15 protein-coding genes are annotated in these 19250 nt (G+C 71.9%); 7 read left to right on the top strand and 8 right to left on the bottom strand.

Annotation, left to right across the window (positions count from 1 at the left end; genetic code table 11):
- Positions 1–82 precede the first annotated feature (82 nt).
- Positions 83–1864, bottom strand: coding sequence for a proteasome ATPase (gene arc / locus E1165_RS04470; protein WP_132387984.1), 1782 nt, complete (start codon positions 1862–1864; stop codon positions 83–85).
- A 178-nt stretch (positions 1865–2042) separates the two neighbouring features.
- Here arc and E1165_RS04465 point away from each other — a divergent pair, with 178 nt between their 5' ends.
- Positions 2043–2339 carry a ferredoxin gene (locus E1165_RS04465; protein WP_132387982.1) on the top strand — a complete coding sequence of 99 codons (297 nt, stop codon included), beginning with the start codon at positions 2043–2045 and terminating at the stop codon, positions 2337–2339.
- A gap of 55 nt (positions 2340–2394) precedes the next feature.
- Here the strand turns inward: E1165_RS04465 and E1165_RS04460 are convergent, their stop codons facing one another.
- The 3 genes from E1165_RS04460 to E1165_RS04450 all read right to left on the bottom strand — a co-directional run bounded on the left by E1165_RS04460 (position 2395) and on the right by E1165_RS04450 (position 5201).
- Positions 2395–2967, bottom strand: coding sequence for a hypothetical protein (locus E1165_RS04460; protein WP_132387980.1), 573 nt, complete (start codon positions 2965–2967; stop codon positions 2395–2397).
- Between the two features lie 81 nt (positions 2968–3048).
- The gene (locus E1165_RS04455) at positions 3049–4050 is read right to left on the bottom strand and encodes a tRNA (adenine-N1)-methyltransferase (RefSeq protein ID WP_371687301.1); all 1002 of its coding nucleotides are present in this window, start codon (positions 4048–4050) and stop codon (positions 3049–3051) included.
- Positions 4047–5201 carry a site-2 protease family protein gene (locus E1165_RS04450; protein ID WP_207916553.1) on the bottom strand — a complete coding sequence of 385 codons (1155 nt, stop codon included), beginning with the start codon at positions 5199–5201 and terminating at the stop codon, positions 4047–4049. The genes E1165_RS04455 and E1165_RS04450 overlap by 4 nt, the downstream gene beginning before the upstream one ends.
- 81 nt (positions 5202–5282) lie before the next feature.
- On the opposite strand from E1165_RS04450, the gene E1165_RS04445 reads away from it, so the two are divergent.
- From E1165_RS04445 to E1165_RS04435, 3 genes are all read left to right on the top strand, one after another.
- A complete protein-coding gene (locus E1165_RS04445) occupies positions 5283–6200 on the top strand; it encodes a PD-(D/E)XK nuclease family protein (RefSeq protein ID WP_132387978.1) in 918 nt (305 codons plus the stop codon).
- A gap of 468 nt (positions 6201–6668) precedes the next feature.
- Positions 6669–7436: an ABC transporter ATP-binding protein gene (locus tag E1165_RS04440; RefSeq protein ID WP_132387976.1), complete on the top strand. Its 768-nt coding sequence runs from the start codon at positions 6669–6671 to the stop codon at positions 7434–7436.
- On the top strand, positions 7436–9985 hold the full coding sequence (locus E1165_RS04435) for an ABC transporter permease (protein ID WP_132387974.1): 2550 nt from the start codon (positions 7436–7438) through the stop codon (positions 9983–9985). The genes E1165_RS04440 and E1165_RS04435 overlap by 1 nt, the downstream gene beginning before the upstream one ends.
- An 87-nt stretch (positions 9986–10072) precedes the next feature.
- On the opposite strand, the gene E1165_RS04430 is transcribed toward E1165_RS04435, so the two are convergent.
- Positions 10073–10720 (bottom strand): HAD family phosphatase, encoded by a 648-nt coding sequence (locus tag E1165_RS04430; protein ID WP_132387972.1) that lies wholly within the window; start codon positions 10718–10720, stop codon positions 10073–10075.
- A 132-nt stretch (positions 10721–10852) separates the two neighbouring features.
- Positions 10853–11611, bottom strand: coding sequence for a neutral zinc metallopeptidase (locus E1165_RS04425; RefSeq protein WP_132387970.1), 759 nt, complete (start codon positions 11609–11611; stop codon positions 10853–10855).
- Positions 11612–11729: 118 nt separating this feature from the next.
- Here E1165_RS04425 and E1165_RS04420 point away from each other — a divergent pair, with 118 nt between their 5' ends.
- Positions 11730–11981 carry a hypothetical protein gene (locus E1165_RS04420; RefSeq protein WP_132387968.1) on the top strand — a complete coding sequence of 84 codons (252 nt, stop codon included), beginning with the start codon at positions 11730–11732 and terminating at the stop codon, positions 11979–11981.
- Between the two features lie 291 nt (positions 11982–12272).
- Here the strand turns inward: E1165_RS04420 and metH are convergent, their stop codons facing one another.
- On the bottom strand, positions 12273–15788 hold the full coding sequence (gene metH, locus E1165_RS04415) for a methionine synthase (RefSeq protein ID WP_207916551.1): 3516 nt from the start codon (positions 15786–15788) through the stop codon (positions 12273–12275).
- Between the two features lie 259 nt (positions 15789–16047).
- Here metH and E1165_RS04410 point away from each other — a divergent pair, with 259 nt between their 5' ends.
- Together E1165_RS04410 and E1165_RS04405 are read left to right on the top strand one after the other, a co-directional pair.
- A complete protein-coding gene (locus E1165_RS04410) occupies positions 16048–16917 on the top strand; it encodes a PAC2 family protein (protein ID WP_132387966.1) in 870 nt (289 codons plus the stop codon).
- Positions 16918–17041: 124 nt separating this feature from the next.
- Positions 17042–17833 (top strand): GntR family transcriptional regulator, encoded by a 792-nt coding sequence (locus E1165_RS04405; RefSeq protein WP_132387964.1) that lies wholly within the window; start codon positions 17042–17044, stop codon positions 17831–17833.
- Positions 17834–17975: 142 nt separating this feature from the next.
- Here the strand turns inward: E1165_RS04405 and mshC are convergent, their stop codons facing one another.
- Positions 17976–19214 (bottom strand): cysteine--1-D-myo-inosityl 2-amino-2-deoxy-alpha-D-glucopyranoside ligase, encoded by a 1239-nt coding sequence (mshC, locus tag E1165_RS04400; protein WP_132387962.1) that lies wholly within the window; start codon positions 19212–19214, stop codon positions 17976–17978.
- Positions 19215–19250: the final 36 nt, after the last annotated feature.

Genomic DNA, 19250 nt, shown 5'->3' with positions numbered 1-19250 from the left:
GGGACGGGTCGGACAGGTTAAGGTCCGGTGACGTGCGGGAAGGGCCCGCGGCGGGTGCCGCGGGCCCTTCCGCCGTCGCTGGTCAGAGGTACTGGCCGGTGTTGCTGGCGGTCTCGATGGAGCGGCCGGCCTCGGCGCCCTTGCCGCCGGAGACGAGCGTGCGGATGTAGACGATCCGTTCGCCCTTCTTGCCGGAGATGCGGGCCCAGTCGTCGGGATTGGTAGTGTTGGGGAGATCCTCGTTCTCGCGGAACTCGTCGACGCAGGCGTCGAGGAGGTGCTGCAGGCGCAGCCCCTTCCGACCGGAGGTGAGGAACTCCTTGATGGCCATCTTCTTGCCCCGGTCGACGATGTTCTGGATCATCGCTCCGGAGTTGAAGTCCTTGAAGTAGAGGACTTCCTTGTCGCCGTTGGCGTAGGTGACCTCGAGGAAGCGGTTCTCCTCGGTCTCGGAGTACATCCGCAGCACGACCGCGTCGATCATCGCCGCCACGGTGGCCTGGGGGTCGCCGCCGTGCTCGGCCAGGTCGTCGGGGTGCAGCGGCAGGCCGGAGAGGATGTACTTCGAGAAGATGTCCTTGGCCGCCTCGGCGTCCGGACGTTCGATCTTGATCTTCACGTCGAGCCGGCCGGGACGCAGGATGGCCGGGTCGATCATGTCCTCCCGGTTGGAGGCGCCGATCACGATGACGTTCTCCAGCCCCTCCACACCGTCGATCTCGCTGAGCAGCTGCGGGACGATGGTGTTCTCCACGTCCGAGGAGACGCCGGAGCCACGGGTCCGGAAGATCGAGTCCATCTCGTCGAAGAACACGATGACCGGCGTACCCTCGCTGGCCTTCTCCCGGGCCCGCTGGAAGATCAGCCGGATGTGCCGCTCGGTCTCGCCGACGTACTTGTTGAGCAGCTCCGGGCCCTTGATGTTGAGGAAGAAGCTGGTGTGCTTCTCCTTGCCCTCCCGCTCGGCGATCTTCTTCGCCAGGGAGTTCGCCACCGCCTTGGCGATGAGCGTCTTGCCACAACCCGGCGGCCCGTAGAGCAGGATGCCCTTCGGCGGCCGGAGCTGGTGCTCGCGGAACAGGTCGGCGTGCAGGAACGGCAGCTCCACCGCGTCGCGGATCTGCTCGATCTGCGCCTGGAGGCCACCGATGTCCTCGTAGTTGACATCGGGCACCTCCTCCAGGACCAGTTCCTCGACCTCGCTCTTCGGGATCCGCTCGTACGCGTACGCCGAGCGGGGCTCGATCATGAGCGAGTCGCCGGCCCGGATCGGCGAGCCGATCAGGGTCTCGGCGAGGTGCACGATGCGCTCCTCGTCGGAGTGCGAGACCACCAGCGCCCGGTCACCCGGTGCGCCGTCCGGCCCCGCGAGAATCTCCTTGAGCATCACCACCTCGCCGACCCGCTCGTAACCGAACGCGTCGACGACGTTGAGCGCGTCGTTGAGCAGGACCTCCTGCCCGCGCTGCAACTCCGTCGCGTCGAGCGAGGGCGAGACGGCCACCCGGAGCTTGCGTCCGCCGGTGAAGATGTCCACCGTGCCGTCGTCGTGCCGCGAGAGGAAGACACCGTACCCGCTCGGCGGCTGCGCCAAGCGGTCGATCTCCTCCTTGAGCGTCACGATCTGCGCGCGAGCCTCCTTGAGGGTGCTCACGAGCCGGTCGTTGTTCTCGGTGAGCCGCGCCAACTGTGCCTGGGTGGCCGCCAGCCGCTCTTCGAGCTGCCGGACGTGTCGGGGGCTTTCGGTCAACTTGCGCCGCACCAGAGCGAGTTCCTCTTGAAGGAACGCGACCTGCGTGGAGAGATCGTGGGCTTCCTTCTCCCACCGTGCGGCGCGCGAGTCCGCGTCGTCGCTGCGTGCCACGTCCCACCTCCCCGGGGGGCTTGAACGTTCTGCCCTAACACTAGCCGCTATGAGGCCCATTCGGTCCTACGCAACGCCCTCGTCACCGAACCTTGATCGCGAAGGGACGCCTGAGGGGGCAGGTCCGGGCGTTCGGGTACCGTCGAGCCGTGGGACGGGAGAACATGGGGGGTGCAGCGTGACCGAGGTCGCGACCGACCAGCTTCAGGTCTGGGTGGACCAGGATCTCTGCACCGGCGACGGGCTCTGCGTGCAGTACGCGCCGGAGGTCTTCGAGTTCGACGTCGACGGCCTGGCGTACGTCAAGGGCGCCGACGGCGAGCTGCGACTGGCCCCGGGCAGCCGGGTGGACGTGCCGGAACACCTCCGCCTCGAGGTGATCGACTCGGCGAAGGAGTGCCCCGGCGAGTGCATCCACGTGGTGCGCGGCAGCGACGGTGTCGAGGTGGCCGGCCCGGAGGCCGAGGACGACTGAGCCGCCTGGGTGGTGCTGTGACGGGGGCCGGGGACGACGTCGTCCCCGGCCCCCGTCACAGCACCGGGCGGCCGACCACCGAGGCGACCAGCCGGGCGAACTCCTCCAGCCGGGCGATCTGGCCGGCCCCGCCGTCGTCGAGCGTCTTGCCGAAGCGCAGCGCGTCGTGCCGGGGCACACCGGCGACCTCGTCACCGGGCGGCGCCTCGTCCAGCGAGGTGAGCAGCAGGTAGACGTCGATGCTGTCGACCCGCACCTCGCCGTTGTCGGCCCGGGTCAGCCGGCGCCGGCAGCCGACCTCGGTGACCGTGGAGACCGGCACCACCCGCAGCGACGAGGTCATCGCGCCGGGCGGCCCCTCCCCCGGCGGCACGTCCTCGCCGTGCCACAGCACCAGCCGGCTGCCGTCACAGACGACGACCTCCTGCCAGACCCCGTTGACCTCGTTGACGAAACGTTCCAGCGTGAAGCCGAGCACGGACGCCCCGCGCAGCACCCCACCCAGCGCCTCGAGCGCGATGTCCGGATCGCGCAGGTAGGCCCGCGCCGCCGACTCCAGGTCGGTGTAGGGCGACCAGTCCGGGAACACGGCCGGCAACTCCCCACCGCCGAAACCCGGCCGACTCATGACATCTCCCCCAGGTCGTGCCGCCGACCCGCACCGGCCGGCGGAATCAGCCCGATCACTGCCAGCCGCCCCGCCGCGCCGTCACGGCAGCCGGGGCCCGTCGGCCACGTCCGGCGTCGTGCCGTCCGCCGCCTGGCGGGCCGCCTCGGCCGCGCGCAACGCCTGCCGGCGCTCCGCGTACGCCTCCGCGCCCTTGCTGGGCTTGCGGCGCCGCGGCGGGGCGGTGACGCCCGGAGCGAGCTTACGCGCGGAGACCAGGAAGGCGGTGTGCGCGATCATCCGGTGGTCCGGGCGGACGGCCAGCCCCTCGGCGTGCCAGTCCCGCACCAGCGACTCCCAGGCCCGCGGCTCGGTCCAGCCGCCGCGTTCGCGCAGCGCCTCCACCAGTTCGGACAGCTGCGGAGTGGTCGCCACGTAGCCGATGAACACGCCGCCCGGCAACAGCGCCCGCTCGACCATGTCGAGCGTCTCCCACGGGGTGAGCATGTCCAGGATGATCCGGTCGAACCCGGTCTCGGCGCAGTCGGCGACGTCACCGACGTGCAGCCGCCACGCCGGGTGCGGGGCGCCGAAGAACGCCTCGACGTTGCGCCGGGCGATCTGTGCGAAGTCCTCGCGCACCTCGTACGAGTGCAGCTCGCCGCCGGTGCCGACGGCCCGCAGCAACGAGCAGCTCAACGCGCCCGAGCCGGCGCCGGCCTCCAGGACCTTGGCGCCCGGGAAGACGTCGCCCATGGCGACGATCTGCGCCGAGTCCTTCGGGTAGATCACCTGGGCGCCGCGAGGCATGGACAGCACGTAGTCCGACAGCAGCGGACGCAGCGCCAGGAAGGCCGTCCCACCGCCGGCGGTGGTCACCACGCTGCCGTCGGGCTGACCGATCAGCGCGTCGTGGCGCAGGATGCCGCGGTGGGTGTGGAACTCCTTGCCGGGCTCCAGGACGACCGTGTGCATCCGGCCCTTCGGGTCGGTCAGCTGGACCCGGTCACCGGGGCGGAACGGCCCCCGGTGCACCGGGGGCAGCTCCGGAGCGGCGACGGGTGTGCCCGGGGCGGCCGGGAGGGCGGAGGAGTGTACGGTCACCTGTTCATCTTCCGTGTGGGTTCGAGGACCTGCGCCAGATCCGCGACGTGCAGAACGCCGACCACATCTTCGCCTGCGGTCACCACGTACCGTGCGGCCGGGTGGGCCTGCACGGCCGCCATCACCCGCTCGGCGTCGAGCCCGGCCGGCAGCGCGGGCAGCTGGTCCAGCGAGCGGGCCACCGCGTCCACCGCCAGCCAGGGCCGGCGTGGTGGGGGTACCGCCTCGGCCGCGGCCGGATCGACCAGGGCGACCGGCCGGCCGGCGCCGTCGAGCACGGCCACCGCCGCGCCCGGCGGAGCCTGGGCGGAGTGCCGGCGCTGCGCCTCGGCCAGCGGGGTGCCGGTGGGCACCCCGAAGACGGGGCGGGCGAGCCGGGCCAGGTCGATCAGGGGCACCCTTCGGCTGATCCGGGCGTACCGGATGGACTGTCCGGCCCCGCGCCAGAGGGTGACGGCGACCAGCAGCATCAGCGGCAGCGCCAGCGGCACCAGGACCCGCTCGACGGTGAGCCACACGACCAGCACGGCGGTGCCGACGGCGACGGCCCGGCCGACCCAGCCGGCGACCTCGGTGGCCCGGTGCCGGTCCCGGGTGGCCGCCCAGACCGCGGCGCGCAGCGCGCGGCCACCGTCCAGCGGCAGCCCGGGCAGGATGTTGAAGATCGCCACCACGGCATTGCTCAGCGCCACTTGCAGGGCGAGCTGGTGGGCGAGGGTGCGGTCGGGCAGGGCCAGGGTGAGCCCGACGCCGAGGGCGCCGAGCACGGCCGAGACCGCCGGCCCGGCCAGGGACACCAGCAGGTCGATCCGGGGGCTGGGGGCGTCGGATTCCATCTCGGTGTAACCGCCGAGCAGTTCGAGGGTGATCCCGCGTACGCCGATGCCGTACCGGCGCGCGGTCAGCGCGTGACCCAGCTCGTGCAGCAGGACGGAGCCGAGCAGCGAGCCGACGAAGCCGAGGCCGATCAGGTAGCCGCCCAGCGGGGACAGGTCGAGCCGCTCGCGGGCGAACTGCGCGTACGTCACCGTGATGAGCAGGGCCAGCAGCAGCATCGACACGTTGACGCGCAGCGGGACCCCGAAGACCCGGCCCACGCTCAGGCCCCCGCGCCGGCCGGCGGGGCGTGGGGATCGGGTCGGGGAGTTCACCGGCCCGATGCTACGCGGTGCGGATCATGCCCCGGTGCGGCGACGATCGGCCTGTCACACCGGTGCCCTACCCTTCGGGGCATGACGGCGGAACCGGTGACCGACCAGCAGGGCACTCCCGCACCGGCCGCGCTGCCGGCCACCGTCCGGGCGTCGCTGTCGCCGTCCCGGGCGGCGGACTTCAAGACCTGTCCCCTGCTCTACCGGTTCCGCAGCATCGACCGGCTGCCTGAGCGTCCCAACGTGGAGCAGGCGAGGGGCACCCTGGTGCACGCCGTGCTGGAGCGGCTGTTCGACCTGCCGGCGCCCGGTCGCACCCCGTCCGCCGCCGGTGACCTGGTCGCCCCGCAGTGGGACCGGCTGGTCGCCGAGCAGCCGGAGCTCGCCGCCCTGTTCGACCCCGCCGACGAGGCCGGCACCGCCGAGTTCCTGCGTTCGGCGACGGCGCTGCTGCGGGGCTACTTCGCCGTGGAGGATCCACGCCGGCTGGAGCCGGCCGAGCGGGAGAGCCTGATCTCCGCGGTGGTCGACGACGAGTTGCTCATCCGGGGTTACCTCGACCGGCTCGACGTCGCGCCGGACGGCGCGCTGCGGGTGGTCGACTACAAGACCGGCGGGGCGCCCAGGGAGGCGTTCGAGGCCCGGGCGTTGTTCCAGCTCAAGTTCTACGCGCTGGTGCTGTGGCGCACCCGGGGCGTGGTGCCGCGGGTGCTGCGGCTGCTCTACCTCAAGGACGCCGAGGTCTGCGACTACTCCCCCGACGCCGACGAGCTGCTGCGCTTCGAGCGCACGGTGGTGGCGCTCTGGCAGGCGATCGAGCAGGCCACCGAGCGGCAGGACTTCCGCCCCCGACCGAGCCGGCTCTGCGACTGGTGCAACCACCAGGCGCTCTGCCCGAGCTTCGGCGGCACCCCGCCGCCCTTCCCGGAGCGGGCCGCGGTGCCCGACCCGCTGCGCGACGCCCGCTCCGGCCCCGCCGCCCCCGGCGCCGACGAGTGACCACCCGGCCCCACCAGCCGGCGGGCGGCACGGCCTGACCGATCCGCTCGCGCGCCGCCCCGATGTGCACGGCTGTCTGGGCGGCGCGTTGACCAAGCCGGGGCTGCGTGACCGGGTGCGGGCGGTGGTGCTGGCGTACGGGACCGGGCTCGTCCGCCCCGGGCCCGAGCCGCGCCGGAGGAGTGTCGAGACGGCTGTGGGCGCTTGTCGCCGCCACCTACCGTGACGGACGACGGCATCGCGGGGTTGACCCTGACGTGCGCCAGATCCTCCGGTGGACCACGCCGGAGGAACGCGGGACTCAGGGGCAACCCTGAGCCGAACCCGGGTCGACCCGCAGCGGAAATCCGGCCGCGGATCAACCCACGGGCGGACGGATCCGTGACGGGGCCCGGTAAGGATGGGACCGGCCCCACCGGCCAGCGGGGGCGGTGGGGATGACCGCAACAGACGGAAGAGGTAGATGACGTGACGGCGACGGTAGGCCGCGAGGCGCAGGCCGCGGCCCGGGCCAACGACGTGTGGAAGGTGTACGGCAGCGGCGAGGCGCAGGTGATGGCGCTGCGCGGGGTGAGCGCCGAGTTCGAACGCGGCCGGTTCACCGCGATCATGGGCCCGTCTGGCTCGGGCAAGTCGACGCTGATGCACTGCCTGGCGGGGCTGGACGCGGTCACCCGGGGCACCGTGATGATCGGCGACACCACGGTCACCGGGCTGGGTGACGCCGGCCTGACCCGGCTGCGCCGCGACAAGGTCGGTTTCATCTTCCAGCAGTTCAACCTGCTGCCGACGCTGACCGCCCAGGAGAACATCCTGCTGCCGATGTCGATCGCCGGCCGCAAACCCGACCCGGCCTGGTACGACACCGTGATCGACACGGTCGGCCTGCGGGACCGGTTGGGGCACCGTCCGGCGCAGCTCTCCGGCGGCCAGCAGCAGCGGGTGGCGTGCGCGCGGGCGCTGGTCGCCCGCCCCGAGGTGATCTTCGCCGACGAACCGACCGGCAACCTCGACTCGCGTTCCGGCGCGGAGGTGCTGAACTTCCTGCGCGACTCGGTGCGCGAGCACGGCCAGACCATCGTCATGGTCACCCACGACCCGACCGCCGCCGCGTACGCCGACCGGGTGGTCTTCCTCGCCGACGGGCAGATCGTCTCGGAGCTGATCGAGCCGACCGCCGACACGGTGCTGGACACCATGAAGAAGCTCGACACGCCCGCCGAGGTGGCGCGCTGATGTTCCGCGCGACGTGGAAGAGCCTGCTGGCGCGCAAGGTGCGCCTCATCCTCTCCGGCCTGGCGGTGGTGCTGGGCGTCATGTTCGTCTCCGGTGCGTTCGTGCTCACCGACACCCTGGGCCGCTCCTTCGACCAGGTCTTCGCCGACGCGTACGAGGGCGTCGACGTCAACGTCTCCGCCAAGCCGAAGGTCGCCCTCGGCGAGATGGAGGGCGAGCCGGTGAGCGCCCCCGTCCCGGCCGCCACGCTGGAGCGGGTCCGCGCGGTCGGCGGGGTGGCCGAGGCCACCGGCGTCGTCGCCGCCGACGGTGCCCGCTTGATCGGCGGCAACGGCAAGGTGGTCACCTCGTTCGGGCCGCCGCAACTCGGCGAGAACTGGGTGGGCGAGAGCGACCTGGTGACGTTGCGCGAGGGCCGGGAGCCGCGCGCGGACGACGAGATCGTGGTCAACGCGGCGCTCGCCCAGGCGGCGGGGGTGAAGGTCGGTGACCGGGTCGGCGTGCTGACGCGGGAGCCGAAGAAGGAGTTCACCCTCGTCGGCATCTTCGGCTACAGCGGTGGCCGGGACTCCATCGGCGGAGCCAACGAGGTCGCCTTCACCACACCGGTGGCGCAGCGGCTGATGCTGGGCGAGCCGGACGTGTTCACCAACATCAGCGTCAAGGCCGCCGACGGCGTCGGCGACGAGCGGCTCCGCGACGACATCGCGGCTGCCCTCGGCGACGGCTACGAGGTCAAGACCGGCCAGCAGATGTCCGCCGACGCCGCGGCCGGCCTGAAGGAGGGGCTGTCCTTCTTCAACAAGGTCCTGCTCGGTTTCGCCGCCGTGGCGCTGCTGGTGGGCACATTCCTCATCCTGAACACCTTCTCCATCATCGTCGCCCAGCGCACCCGGGAGCTGGCCCTGATGCGGGCCATCGGAGCCAGCGGCCGGCAGATCATCGGTTCGGTGGTGCTGGAGGCCGTCGCGGTGGGGCTGATCGCCTCGGTGCTGGGGCTGGCCGCCGGTATCGGGGTGGGCGCGCTACTGGCGTACCTGTTCGGCAAGCTGGCCGGCGGACTCAGCCTGGCCGGGCTCGGCGTCCCGGCGGCGGCGGTCATCGGGGCGTTCGGGGTGGGTCTGGTGATCACGGTGATCGCGGCGCTGCTGCCGGCGCTGCGGGCGTCCCGGATCCCGCCGATCGCCGCCATGCAGGACGTGGCCACCCCGGATCGCCCGTTGACGAAGGTGACCGTGGGCGGGACGATCGTCACCGCGATCGGAGCCGGGCTGCTCTTCCTCGGGCTCAGCGGCAACGCCGACGACAACACCCTGTCGACCATCCTCGGTGGCGTGCTGTTCGCCTTCATCGGGGTGGCGCTGCTGACCCCGCTGATCAGCCGGCCGGTCGTCTCCCTGCTCGGGGCGGTCTTCGCCTGGTCGGTGCCGGGCAAGCTGGGCCGGCTCAACTCCGGCCGCAACCCGCGCCGCACGGCGATCACCGCCGCGGCGCTGATGGTCGGCATCGCCCTGGTCACCGGCGTGACGGTGATCCTCGACTCGGCCAAGGGCAGCATCAGCGCCCTGGCCGAGGACCGGATCAAGGCCGAACTGGTGATCTCCGGGGCGCAGAGTGGCCCGCGTCCGCCGAGCTTCGACCCGGCGGTGCTGGAGAAGGCCGCCGCCATCCCGGGCGTCCAGCTGGTCGACGGCGAGTACGGCGACATGGCGGAGGTCAACGGCCAGCGCACCTGGGTGGCGGTGTCGAGCAACGTCGCGGCCCTGGAGCGGATCTTCAGCGCGAAGGCCACCGCCGGTGACATCAGCCGGCTGGGACCGGATCAGATGCTGTTCAGCTCCGACGCCGCGAAGTCCCGCGACGTCTCGGTCGGTTCGCGGGTCACCGTCCAGCTGTCCCGGGGTGAGGCCCGCACCTACACGGTCAGCGGGATCTACGAGAGCTCCGAGCTGACCAACCCGGTGGTGCTGCCGCCGCAGGCGGCGCGCGACTTCGCCATCCCGCAGCCGATCCAGGGCTTCCTGCAACTCGCCCCCGGCGCCAACGTCGACGACGTGCGGCCCCAGGTCGAGACGTTGCTCGCCGACAGCCCCGAGGTGTCGGTGGCCGACCGGGCCGCCTTCATCAAGCAGCAGACCAGCCAACTGGACGGTCTGCTCCAGATGATCCAGATCCTGCTGGCCCTGGCCATCGTCATCGCGGTGCTGGGCATCATCAACACCCTCGCCCTGTCGGTGCTGGAGCGGACCAGGGAGCTGGGCCTGCTGCGGGCGATCGGGCTGCGCCGGGCGCAGACCATGCGGATGATCACCGTTGAGGCGGTGGTGATCTCGGTCTTCGGCGCCCTGCTCGGCGTGGCGGTCGGTACCGGTCTCGGCGCGGCGGTGGTCGAGGCGCTCAAGGACGAGGGGATCACCGACCTGGTCCTGCCCTGGGGTCAGATGGGTCTCTTCCTCGGCCTGGCCGCGATCATCGGGGTCGTCGCTGCGGTGCTGCCGGCGATCCGGGCCGCGCGGATCAACGTGCTCGGCGCGATCGCGCACGACTGACCGGGTGCCCGAGGCCAGGTGGACTGGCCCGCGGCATCGCGGGGTGTTCGGGCGACCGACCACCCCGCGATGCCGCAGACGGCGCGGTCAGGACGGCGGGTCGCCGAGCAGCGCCACGAGCAGGTCCAGGTTCGCGCCGGTCAGGCTCCGCACCTGGTGTACGCCGTCCGTCGGCGGCAGCGGCGCCTCCGCCGGCACCGCCAGCACCGCTGCCCCGGCGGCGAGCGCGCTGGCCACCCCGGTCGGCGAGTCCTCGATCGCCACGCAGCGGGCGATCGGCACGCCCAGCAGCCGCGCGGCGGTGAGGTACGGCTCGGGATGCGGCTTGGCGGCGTCCACCTCGTCGCCGCACACCACCGCGTCGAAACTGTCCCGCCCGAGGGTGTCCAGGGCGATCTCGACCAGGGCGCGACCGCTGGAGGTGACCAGGGCGGTGGGGATGCCGGCGGCGCGTACCGCCCGGAGCAGGGCCAGCGCACCGGGCCGCCAACGCAGCCCGGTGCGGAACAGCTCCAGGATGCGGGCGTCGATCCAGGCGGCGCTGACCTGCGGGTCCCGCTCGGGCTGGCCGAGGTCGTCGTGCAGGATCCGCATCGACTCGGCCATGCTGGTGCCGATGATGGCGCGGCGGGCGTCGGCGGACAGCTCCCCGCCGTACGCGGCGGCCAGCTCACGCAGCGCGACGTCCCACAGCTTCTCGCTGTCGACCAGGGTGCCGTCCATGTCGAAGAGCACGGCGGCGGGGTGTGGGCTGCTCAGCGGATCCTCCTGTGGGGTGCGGCGACCCCACCGATCCTGCCAATCCCCCTGCCGCCGCGCCCGCCCGGACCCGGCACCAGTGACACACCTCAACCCGATCGGCCGGCGTCAGCCGAGGTCGCAGGCGTCCAGGGAGTCCTCGTAGCCACGGAAGAACGAGTCGGTGCGCTGTTCGGCGGTGCCGTGCGCACCCTCCGCGAACCAGGGCTGGTCGGGATCGTCGCCGACGGCGAGCAGCCCGTCGCGGAACTCGTCCAGGTCGCCTTCCTGGAGTTCGAGCTGCCCGTTGCGCACCGAGTCGCCGAGGTACGCGCCGGCCATGCAGTCGGCCTGGAGTTCCTGTTGGATGGTGAAGCTGTAGCGGGTACCCATGCGCACCTGGATGCCGTGGGCGTACTCGTGGCCCAGCAGGTAGAACACGAACGCGTCGCCGACCTGCCGGAACGCGGCCACCGACCAGTTGACGTCGTAGGCGATGTAGTCGCCGGCCGAACAGTAGACCGCGTTGTTGCGCGGCACCGGCTGCCCGGCGCAGGTGACCTCGCCCTCCCGCTGGTAGGGGATGATCCGACGAACCGGGGTGAACCGCTGCCCGGAGGCCCGGAACTGGGCCGCCCAGTAACGCTCGGCGATGCGGACCGCGCCGTCGATGTCCTCTGTGAACTCGGCCACACTGGTGGTGCCGTCGGCCCGAGTGGTCTGCGCGCCGGGTGAGGCGGCGGTGCGGGTCTGCTGCGGGCGGGGCTCGGTCGGCTGCTGGGGGCCGCTCTGCCCCACCCCGCCGGCCGCGCAGCCGACGGCGACCAGGGCCGCCACCAGGCCGGCGAGCGAACCCCGCGACCGCTGTCGCGCGCATGCCGTCACCATCGCCTCCCGAGGATCGTCACACGATACGGCCCGGTACCCGTATCGAATGACGATCATGCCGGGCTTGGGCCCCCCTGACCACAGGCGGACGGCACGCCGTCCCCTGAGCACCGTCGTCGTGCTCGACGTCGCCGGCCTCCGACCGTCGACGTCACGGAGAACGGTCGCTGCGGGTGACCGTGTGGTGCTGGGCCGCGTGCCGCTGCCGCTCGTACCGCTGTTGGTCGGCCATCACTTCTTCCACACGATGCATACGGCGTCGCGGGAGACCCGACAGGCTTGGCTCGAGGGAATCACCTCTGGTGTAGCCCACCGGGATTGGGACATCGAGGGTAAAGGGCTGATCGAAGAACCCGAAGGCATGGAGTAATCCGACTGGCCGGACCTTCTGCACGGACTCGAGATGGCCTATGCGGAGGTGGTCGTAGTGGAGCGAAGGCTGGCGGCATACCTCGTGAAGATCAAGGAAAATCTCCCGGAGCTTGCGGCACCTGAACCATACTCGATGACTCAGATCAGGGCGAAGCAGCGCCCCTGGGGCGAAACGAATGATGCGGGGTCATGGGATTGCTCGCCGATCTCGTGGGCCATCCTCGTCCCCCGGAGCAACCGGAAAGCCGCCACCCACCAAGGGTGAGGCCCCGGTCAGCACACTGCCGTTTCACTTGGCGTTGAAGTAGTTCGCCTCCGGGTGGTGCACCACGATCGCGTCGGTGGCCTGTTCCGGCACCAGCTGGAACTCCTCCGACAGTTGCACGCCGATCCGCTCCGCGCCCAGCAGCTCCACGATCTTCGCCCGGTCCTCCAGCTCCGGGCAGGCCGGGTAGCCGAACGCGTACCGGCAACCCCGGTAGTCGGTACGCAGCAGGCCGGCCAGGTCCGCCGGGTCGTCGTCGGCGACGGTACGCCCGCCGGGCAGGGTCAGCTCGCTGCGGATGCGTCGGTGCCAGTACTCGGCGAGCGCCTCGGTGAGCTGCACGGACAGGCCGTGCACCTCCAGGTAGTCGCGGTACTCGTTGGCGGCGAACAGCTTCGCGGTGTACTCGCTGACCGGCTGCCCGACCGTGACCAGCTGCAACGCCACCACGTCCAGCTGGTCGCCCTTCGGCCGGAAGAAGTCGGCCAGGCACAGCCGCCGCTCCAGCCGCTGCCGGGGGAACGAGAACCGGGCCCGCTCGGTGTGGCCGTTCTCGTCGAGCACCACCAGGTCGTTGCCCTCTGAGTACGCCGGGAAGTAGCCGTAGACGACCGCCGCCTCCAGCACCTTGTCGGCGATCAGCCGGTCCAGCCAGTAGCGCAGCCGGGGCCGCCCCTCGGTCTCCACCAGTTCCTCGTACGACGGGCCCTGACCGCCCCGGGCACCCCGCAGGCCCCACTGGCCGAGGAAGGTGGCCCGCTCGTCGAGCAGCGCCGCGTAGTCGGCCAGCGGCACCCCCTTGACCACCCGGGTGCCGAAGAACGGCGCGGTGGGCACCTCCACGTCGGTGGCCACGTCGGAGCGGACCGAGGCGTCGTCCAGCTCGGGCAGCGCCTCACGCACCGTCGCCCGCTGCTTCTCCCGGCGGGCCCGGCGCGCGGCCAGCGCCGCCTCCCGCTCCGGGTCGACCACGGGCGTCCCGCCCCGCTTGGCGGCCATCACCCGGTCCATCAGGGACAGCCCCTCGAACGCGTCCCGGGCGTAGTGCACCTGGCCGGGGAACATCGCCCGCAGGTCGTCCTCGACGTACGCACGGGTCAGCGCCGCTCCGCCCAGCAGCACCGGCCAACGTTCGGCGACCCCGCGCGAGGCCATCTCGGCGAGGTTCTCCTTCATGATGACGGTGCTCTTGACCAGCAGCCCGGACATGCCGATCGCGTCGGCCCGGTGCTCCTCGGCGGCGTCGAGGATCGAACCGATTGGCTGCTTGATGCCGATGTTGACGACCTCGTAGCCGTTGTTCGACAGGATGATGTCGACCAGGTTCTTGCCGATGTCGTGCACGTCGCCCTTGACGGTGGCCAGCACGATCCTGCCCTTGCCGCCGTCGTCGGCCTTGTCCATGTGCGGTTCCAGGTACGCCACCGCGGTCTTCATCACCTCGGCGGACTGGAGCACGAACGGCAACTGCATCTGCCCGGAGCCGAACAGCTCACCAACGACCTTCATCCCGTCGAGCAGGATGTCGTTGATGATCGACAGCGGGGTCCTGCCGGTGGCCATCGCCTCGTCGAGGTCGGCCTCCAGGCCGTTGCGCTCACCGTCGATGATGCGCCGCTTGAGCCGCTCGTCCAGCGGCAACGCCGCCAGCTCCTCGGCCCGGCTCGCCCGTGCCGAGGCGGCATCGACCCCCTCGAAGATCTCGATGAACCGCTGCACCGGGTCGTACCCCTCGCGGCGGCGGTCGTAGACCAGGTCGAGGGCGATCTCGCGCTGCGCCTCGGGGATCTTCGACATCGGCAGGATCTTGCTGGCGTGCACGATCGCACTGGTCAGCCCTGCCTGCACGCACTCGTGCAGGAACACCGAGTTGAGCACCTGCCGGGCGGCCGGGTTGAGGCCGAAGGAGACGTTCGAGATGCCCAGGGTGAAGTTCACTCCCGGGTACCGGGCGGCGATCTCCCGGATCGCCTCGATGGTCTCGATGCCGTCGCGGCGGGTCTCCTCCTGGCCGGTGGCGATCGGGAAGGTCAGCGCGTCGATGAGGATGTCCGAGCGGTGCATCCCCCACCGGCCGGTCAGGTCGTCGATCAGCCGCGACGCGACGCGGACCTTCCAGTCCTTCGTCCGGGCCTGGCCCTCCTCGTCGATCAGCAGCGCCACCACGGCCGCGCCGTGCTCCCTGACCACCGGCATGATCCGGGCGTAACGGGAGTCGGGGCCGTCGCCGTCCTCGAAGTTGACCGAGTTGACCACGCACCGCCCGCCGAGCATCTCCAGCCCGGCCTCGATCACCGCCGGCTCGGTGGAGTCCAGCATGATCGGCAGCGTGGAGGCGGTGGCGAACCGCCCGGCCAGCTCCCGCATGTCGGTGGTGCCGTCCCGGCCGACGTAGTCGACGCAGAGGTCCAGCAGGTGCGAGCCGTCCCGGGCCTGGCTGCGGGCGATCTCCACGCAGGCCTGCCAGTCGGTGGCGAGCATCGCCTCGCGGAACGCCTTGGAGCCGTTGGCGTTGGTCCGCTCCCCCACCATCAACACGCTGGCGTCCTGGGCGAACGGCACGTGGTGGTAGATCGACGAGACACCGGCCTCGGGGCGTGGCTCGCGGGCCACCGGGGCGGTGCCGCGCAGGCGCTCCACCAGCACCCGGATGTGCTCCGGGGTGCTGCCGCAGCAGCCGCCGACCAGCGAGACGCCGTACTCGGCGACGAACCGCTCCAGGGCGTCGGCCATCTCGACCGGGGTCAGCGGGAAGTACGCCCCGTCGGCGGTCAGCACCGGCAGGCCGGCGTTGGGCATCACCGACAGCGGGATCCGCGAGTGCCGGGACAGGTAGCGCAGGTGCTCGCCCATCTCGGCCGGCCCGGTGGAGCAGTTGAGCCCGATCAGGTCCACGCCCAGCGGCTCGATCGCGGTCAGCGCCGCGCCGATCTCGCTGCCCAGCAACATGGTGCCGGTGGTCTCCATGGCCACGTGGCAGATGATCGGCACCTGCTGGCCCAGCTCGGCCATGGCCCGCTTCGACCCCACCACCGCGGCCTTGACCTGGAGCAGGTCCTGGCAGGTCTCCACGATCACCGCGTCCACGCCGCCGGCGATCAGCCCGGCGGCGTTCTGCGCGTACGCGTCGCGCAACGTGGCGTACGCGGCGTGGCCCAGGGTGGGCAGCTTGGTGCCGGGGCCGATCGAACCGAGGACGAAGCGGGGTTGCTCGGCGGTGGCGTACGCGTCGGCGGCCTCCCGGGCCAGCCGGGCCCCGGCCTCGGACAGCTCCCGGATCCGCCCCTCGATGCCGTACTCGCCGAGGTTGGGCAGGTTCGCGCCGAAGGTGTTCGTCTCGACGCAGTCCGCGCCGGCCGCCAGGTACGCCTCGTGCACCCCGCGCACCACGTCGGGCCGGGTGACGTTGAGGATCTCGCTGCAACCCTCGAGCCCGTCGTAGTCGTCCAGGGAGAGGTCGGCGGCGTGGAGCATCGTGCCCATCGCCCCGTCGGCGATGAGGATCCGGTCGGCCAGCACATCCAGCAACGAAGTCCGCACGGCATCAGGTTAATCCGACCTTCCGGTCTTCTGTCGGGACCCATGGGCGGTCCCACATTGTGTCAGCGGAGCATGGCATCCGTTTCGTACCGTTTGCTCTGCCGGCGGGATGGCGGACCGGCGCGGCCGACGGGCCGCGCCCCGCCCTGCCACGTAGGCTGGCGGACGTGAAGGACATCAGGGACGCCACCGTGCACGGCGGGCGGACGAGCGGGCGTCGGCCCGCCGCCGGCCCCGACGAGCAGGGCGAGGTGACGGCGTGACCGAGTTCGACGGGCTGCCGGTGCTGCGGTCCCCGGTGGCGATCGCCGCCTTCGAGGGATGGAACGACGCCGCGGACGCCTCCACCGCCGCCGTGGAACACCTGGAGCAGGTCTGGCAGGCCCGCCCGGTCACCGAGCTGGACCCGGAGGACTTCTACGACTTCCAGGTCAGCCGACCGACCATCAGCATGGCCGACGGCGAGACCCGCCGGATCGAGTGGCCCACCACCCGGTTCATGGTGGCCAGCCCCGAGGGTACCGAGCGGGACGTGGTGCTGATCCGCGGCATCGAGCCGAGCATGCGCTGGCGCACCTTCTGCGAACAGGTGCTGGAGATCTGCCACAGCCTGGAGGTGGAGCGGGTGGTGCTGCTCGGCGCGCTGCTGGCCGACGTGCCGTACACCCGTCCGCTGCCGATCAGCGGCAGCGCCTCCGACGCCGAGGCCGCGCAGCGCTACCAGCTCACCCCCACCCGCTACGACGGGCCGACCGGCATCGTCGGGGTGCTGCACGACGCGTGCACCCGAGCCGAGGTGGACGCGGTCTCCTTCTGGGTGCACGTGCCGCACTACGCCAACAACCCGCCCTGCCCGAAGGCCACTCTCGCCCTGCTGCACCGGGTCGAGGAGGTGCTCGACCTGCCGGTGCCGATGACGGACCTGGCGGAGGAGGCCGCCGAGTGGGAGCAGCGGGTACGCGGGGCCGCCGAGCAGGACGCCGAGCTCGGTGAGTACGTCCGCGAGCTGGAGGAACGCGTCGGCGACGCCGGCATCACCCCGCTGACCGGCGACGAGATCGCCCAGGAGTTCGAGAAGTACCTGCGTCGCCGGGGTGGTTCGGCCGGCCCGACCGCCGGCTCCTGGTAACCCCTCCCCTCGTCACCGGGCCTCCGACGGATCGCCGTCCGAGGCCCGGTCTTTGCGTGTCCGGGGTGGCGGCGTCACCACCCCTAGGGCATCCTAGGAACCTAGCTGTTGTGAGGAGGCGGGTGTGCAGATCAACCCGGGGGCCGCCGAGTTCCCGCACCGGCAGATCGCCGCGCAGCTCAAGGCCCAGGTACGCCGCGGCGACTGGGGGCCGGGCGAGCGGCTGCCGTCGATCCCGGCCATCGCCGAGATGTTCGGCGTGGCGAAGCAGACCGTCCAACGCGCCGTCGACCAGCTGCGCGTGGAGGGCATCCTGATCACCAAACCCGGCTCGGGCACGTACGTCCGGGGCACCCGGCGCCGGCTGAACCGGCTGTCCCGGGGCCGGTACGGCGGCTTCCGCGGTTACCACACCGACCTGGCCGCCCGGTACCGGCAGCAGCTCGTGTCGGTCGGACACGCGCCGGCCCCGCCGGAGGTGGCCGACGCGTTCGGCGTGCCCGACGGGACCGACCTGCTCTGCCGCCGGCACCTGGTCCGCACCGACGACTCGCCGGTGGAGGTCGGCGCCTCCTGGTTCCTGCCGAAGGACACCGCCGGCACCTCGCTGGAACGGGCCGAGGCGTTCGGTCGCCCGCTCTACCAGGAGGCCGAGGAGGCCACCGGCCGCCGGTACGTCTCGGCCACCGACACCATCAGCGCGCGGCAGCCGAGCCGGGAGGAGGCCGAGACCCTCCAGATCCGTCCCGACACCCCGGTGCTGCACCTGCTGCACGTCGCCTACGACGGCAACCGCAGGCCGATCGAGGTCGCCCAGGCCACCTGGCCCGGCCCGATGACCACCCTCACCGAGGAGTACCGCGTCCCCGCGCCGGCACCGGACCCCGACCCCGACCCCGGCCTCGTCCTCGGCTGACCTACGGCCCGCCGCGAGCCCGGCTCCGGCTCCTAGCCTGGTCGACTTCGTCCGCGGCGATCGGGGGTGTCCCCGGACCAGGACACCCACGCTCGGGCACAGCGGAGCCGGTCAGGGCGGGTCAGAGGCGTGTCAGGGCGGGTCAGAGGCGGATGCCGAGCAGGGCGTCCACCGTCGCACGGAAGAGGGCGGGCGCCGCCGCGTCGTCGCTTACGCCGGCGAGGGCCCCGTCGGCCCACCCGTCGGCCAGGGCCAGGGCGCCCGGGGTGTCGAGGTCGTCGGCGAGCCGGGCGCGCACCCCGGCCAGGAACGCCTCCCCGGACGGCCCGGCGGGCGCGGCGGCGGCCTGCCGCCAGCGGGCCAGGCGCTGCGCCGCGACGGCGAGCAGGTCGTCGGTCCAGGCGCGGTCGGCGCGGTAGTGGCCGGCCATCAGCCCGAGCCGGACGGCCATCGGGTCCACCCGGTCGGCCCGCAACCGGGAGACGAAGACCAGGTTGCCCTTGGACTTCGACATCTTCTCGCCGTCCAGGCCGATCATGCCGGCGTGCACGTAGTGGCGGGCGAACGGCGCCTCACCGGTGAGCCGCTCGGCGTGCGCGGCCGAACACTCGTGGTGCGGGAAGAGCAGGTCGTTGCCGCCGCCCTGGACGTCGATCCGGTCCCCGAGCAGGTTCAACGCGATCACCGTGCACTCGATGTGCCAGCCGGGCCGGCCGACGCCCAACTCGCCGCCCGGCCAGGACGGCTCGCCGGCGCGGGCCCCGCGCCACAGCAGCGGATCCAGCGGGTCACGCTTGCCGGCGCGGTCCGGATCGCCGCCACGCTCCGGGAAGATCTCCCGCATCTGCTCACGGGTCAGGTTCGACTCGTACCCGAACGCGGGCGCCGCGCTGATGTCGAAGTAGACGTCGCCGGTGCCGTCGTCGAGCCGGTACGCCGCGCCGTCCTTGAGCAGCTCCTGGACCCGGTCGACGATGTCCGGGATCGACTCCACCGCGCCGACGTAGTACTCCGGCGGAATGATCCGCAGCGCCTCCATGTCCTCCCGGAACAGCGCCGTCTCCCGCATCGCCAGGACCTTCCAGTCCTCGCCGTCGCGCTCGGCCCGCTCCAGCAGCGGGTCGTCGATGTCGGTGACGTTCTGCACGTACCGCACGGTCAGGCCGGCATCACGCCACATGCGCTGCACCAGATCGAAGGTGATCATGGTGGCGGCGTGGCCGAGATGGGTGGCGTCGTACGGGGTGATGCCGCAGACGTACATCGTCGCGGTGCCGTCCGGTTGGCTGGGGTGGACACCGCGCCGGGCCGAGTCGTACAAGCTCAGTGGACCGCCCTCACCCGGCAGCCGTGGCACCTCGTGTCCCGCCCAAGACTCCATGACCGTCAGCCTAACCAGCCGTCGACGCGCCGCACG

It is taken from the genome of Micromonospora sp. KC723, assembly GCF_004348595.1.
Taxonomy (GTDB): Bacteria; Actinomycetota; Actinomycetes; order Mycobacteriales; family Micromonosporaceae; genus Micromonospora.
Note: the sequence above shows the minus strand (reverse complement) of the source record. Positions and strands in the feature narration are given on the sequence as shown.

Excerpts from the sequence above, each read along its gene's own strand:
- E1165_RS04445 (WP_132387978.1), top strand. The coding sequence starts at position 5,283 with ATGACGGCGGAACCGGTGACCGACCAGCAGGGCACTCCCGCACCGGCC.
- E1165_RS04435 (WP_132387974.1), top strand. The coding sequence starts at position 7,436 with ATGTTCCGCGCGACGTGGAAGAGCCTGCTGGCGCGCAAGGTGCGCCTC.
- E1165_RS04460 (WP_132387980.1), bottom strand. The coding sequence starts at position 2,967 with ATGAGTCGGCCGGGTTTCGGCGGTGGGGAGTTGCCGGCCGTGTTCCCG.
- E1165_RS04425 (WP_132387970.1), bottom strand. The coding sequence starts at position 11,611 with ATGGTGACGGCATGCGCGCGACAGCGGTCGCGGGGTTCGCTCGCCGGC.
- mshC (WP_132387962.1), bottom strand. The coding sequence starts at position 19,214 with ATGGAGTCTTGGGCGGGACACGAGGTGCCACGGCTGCCGGGTGAGGGC.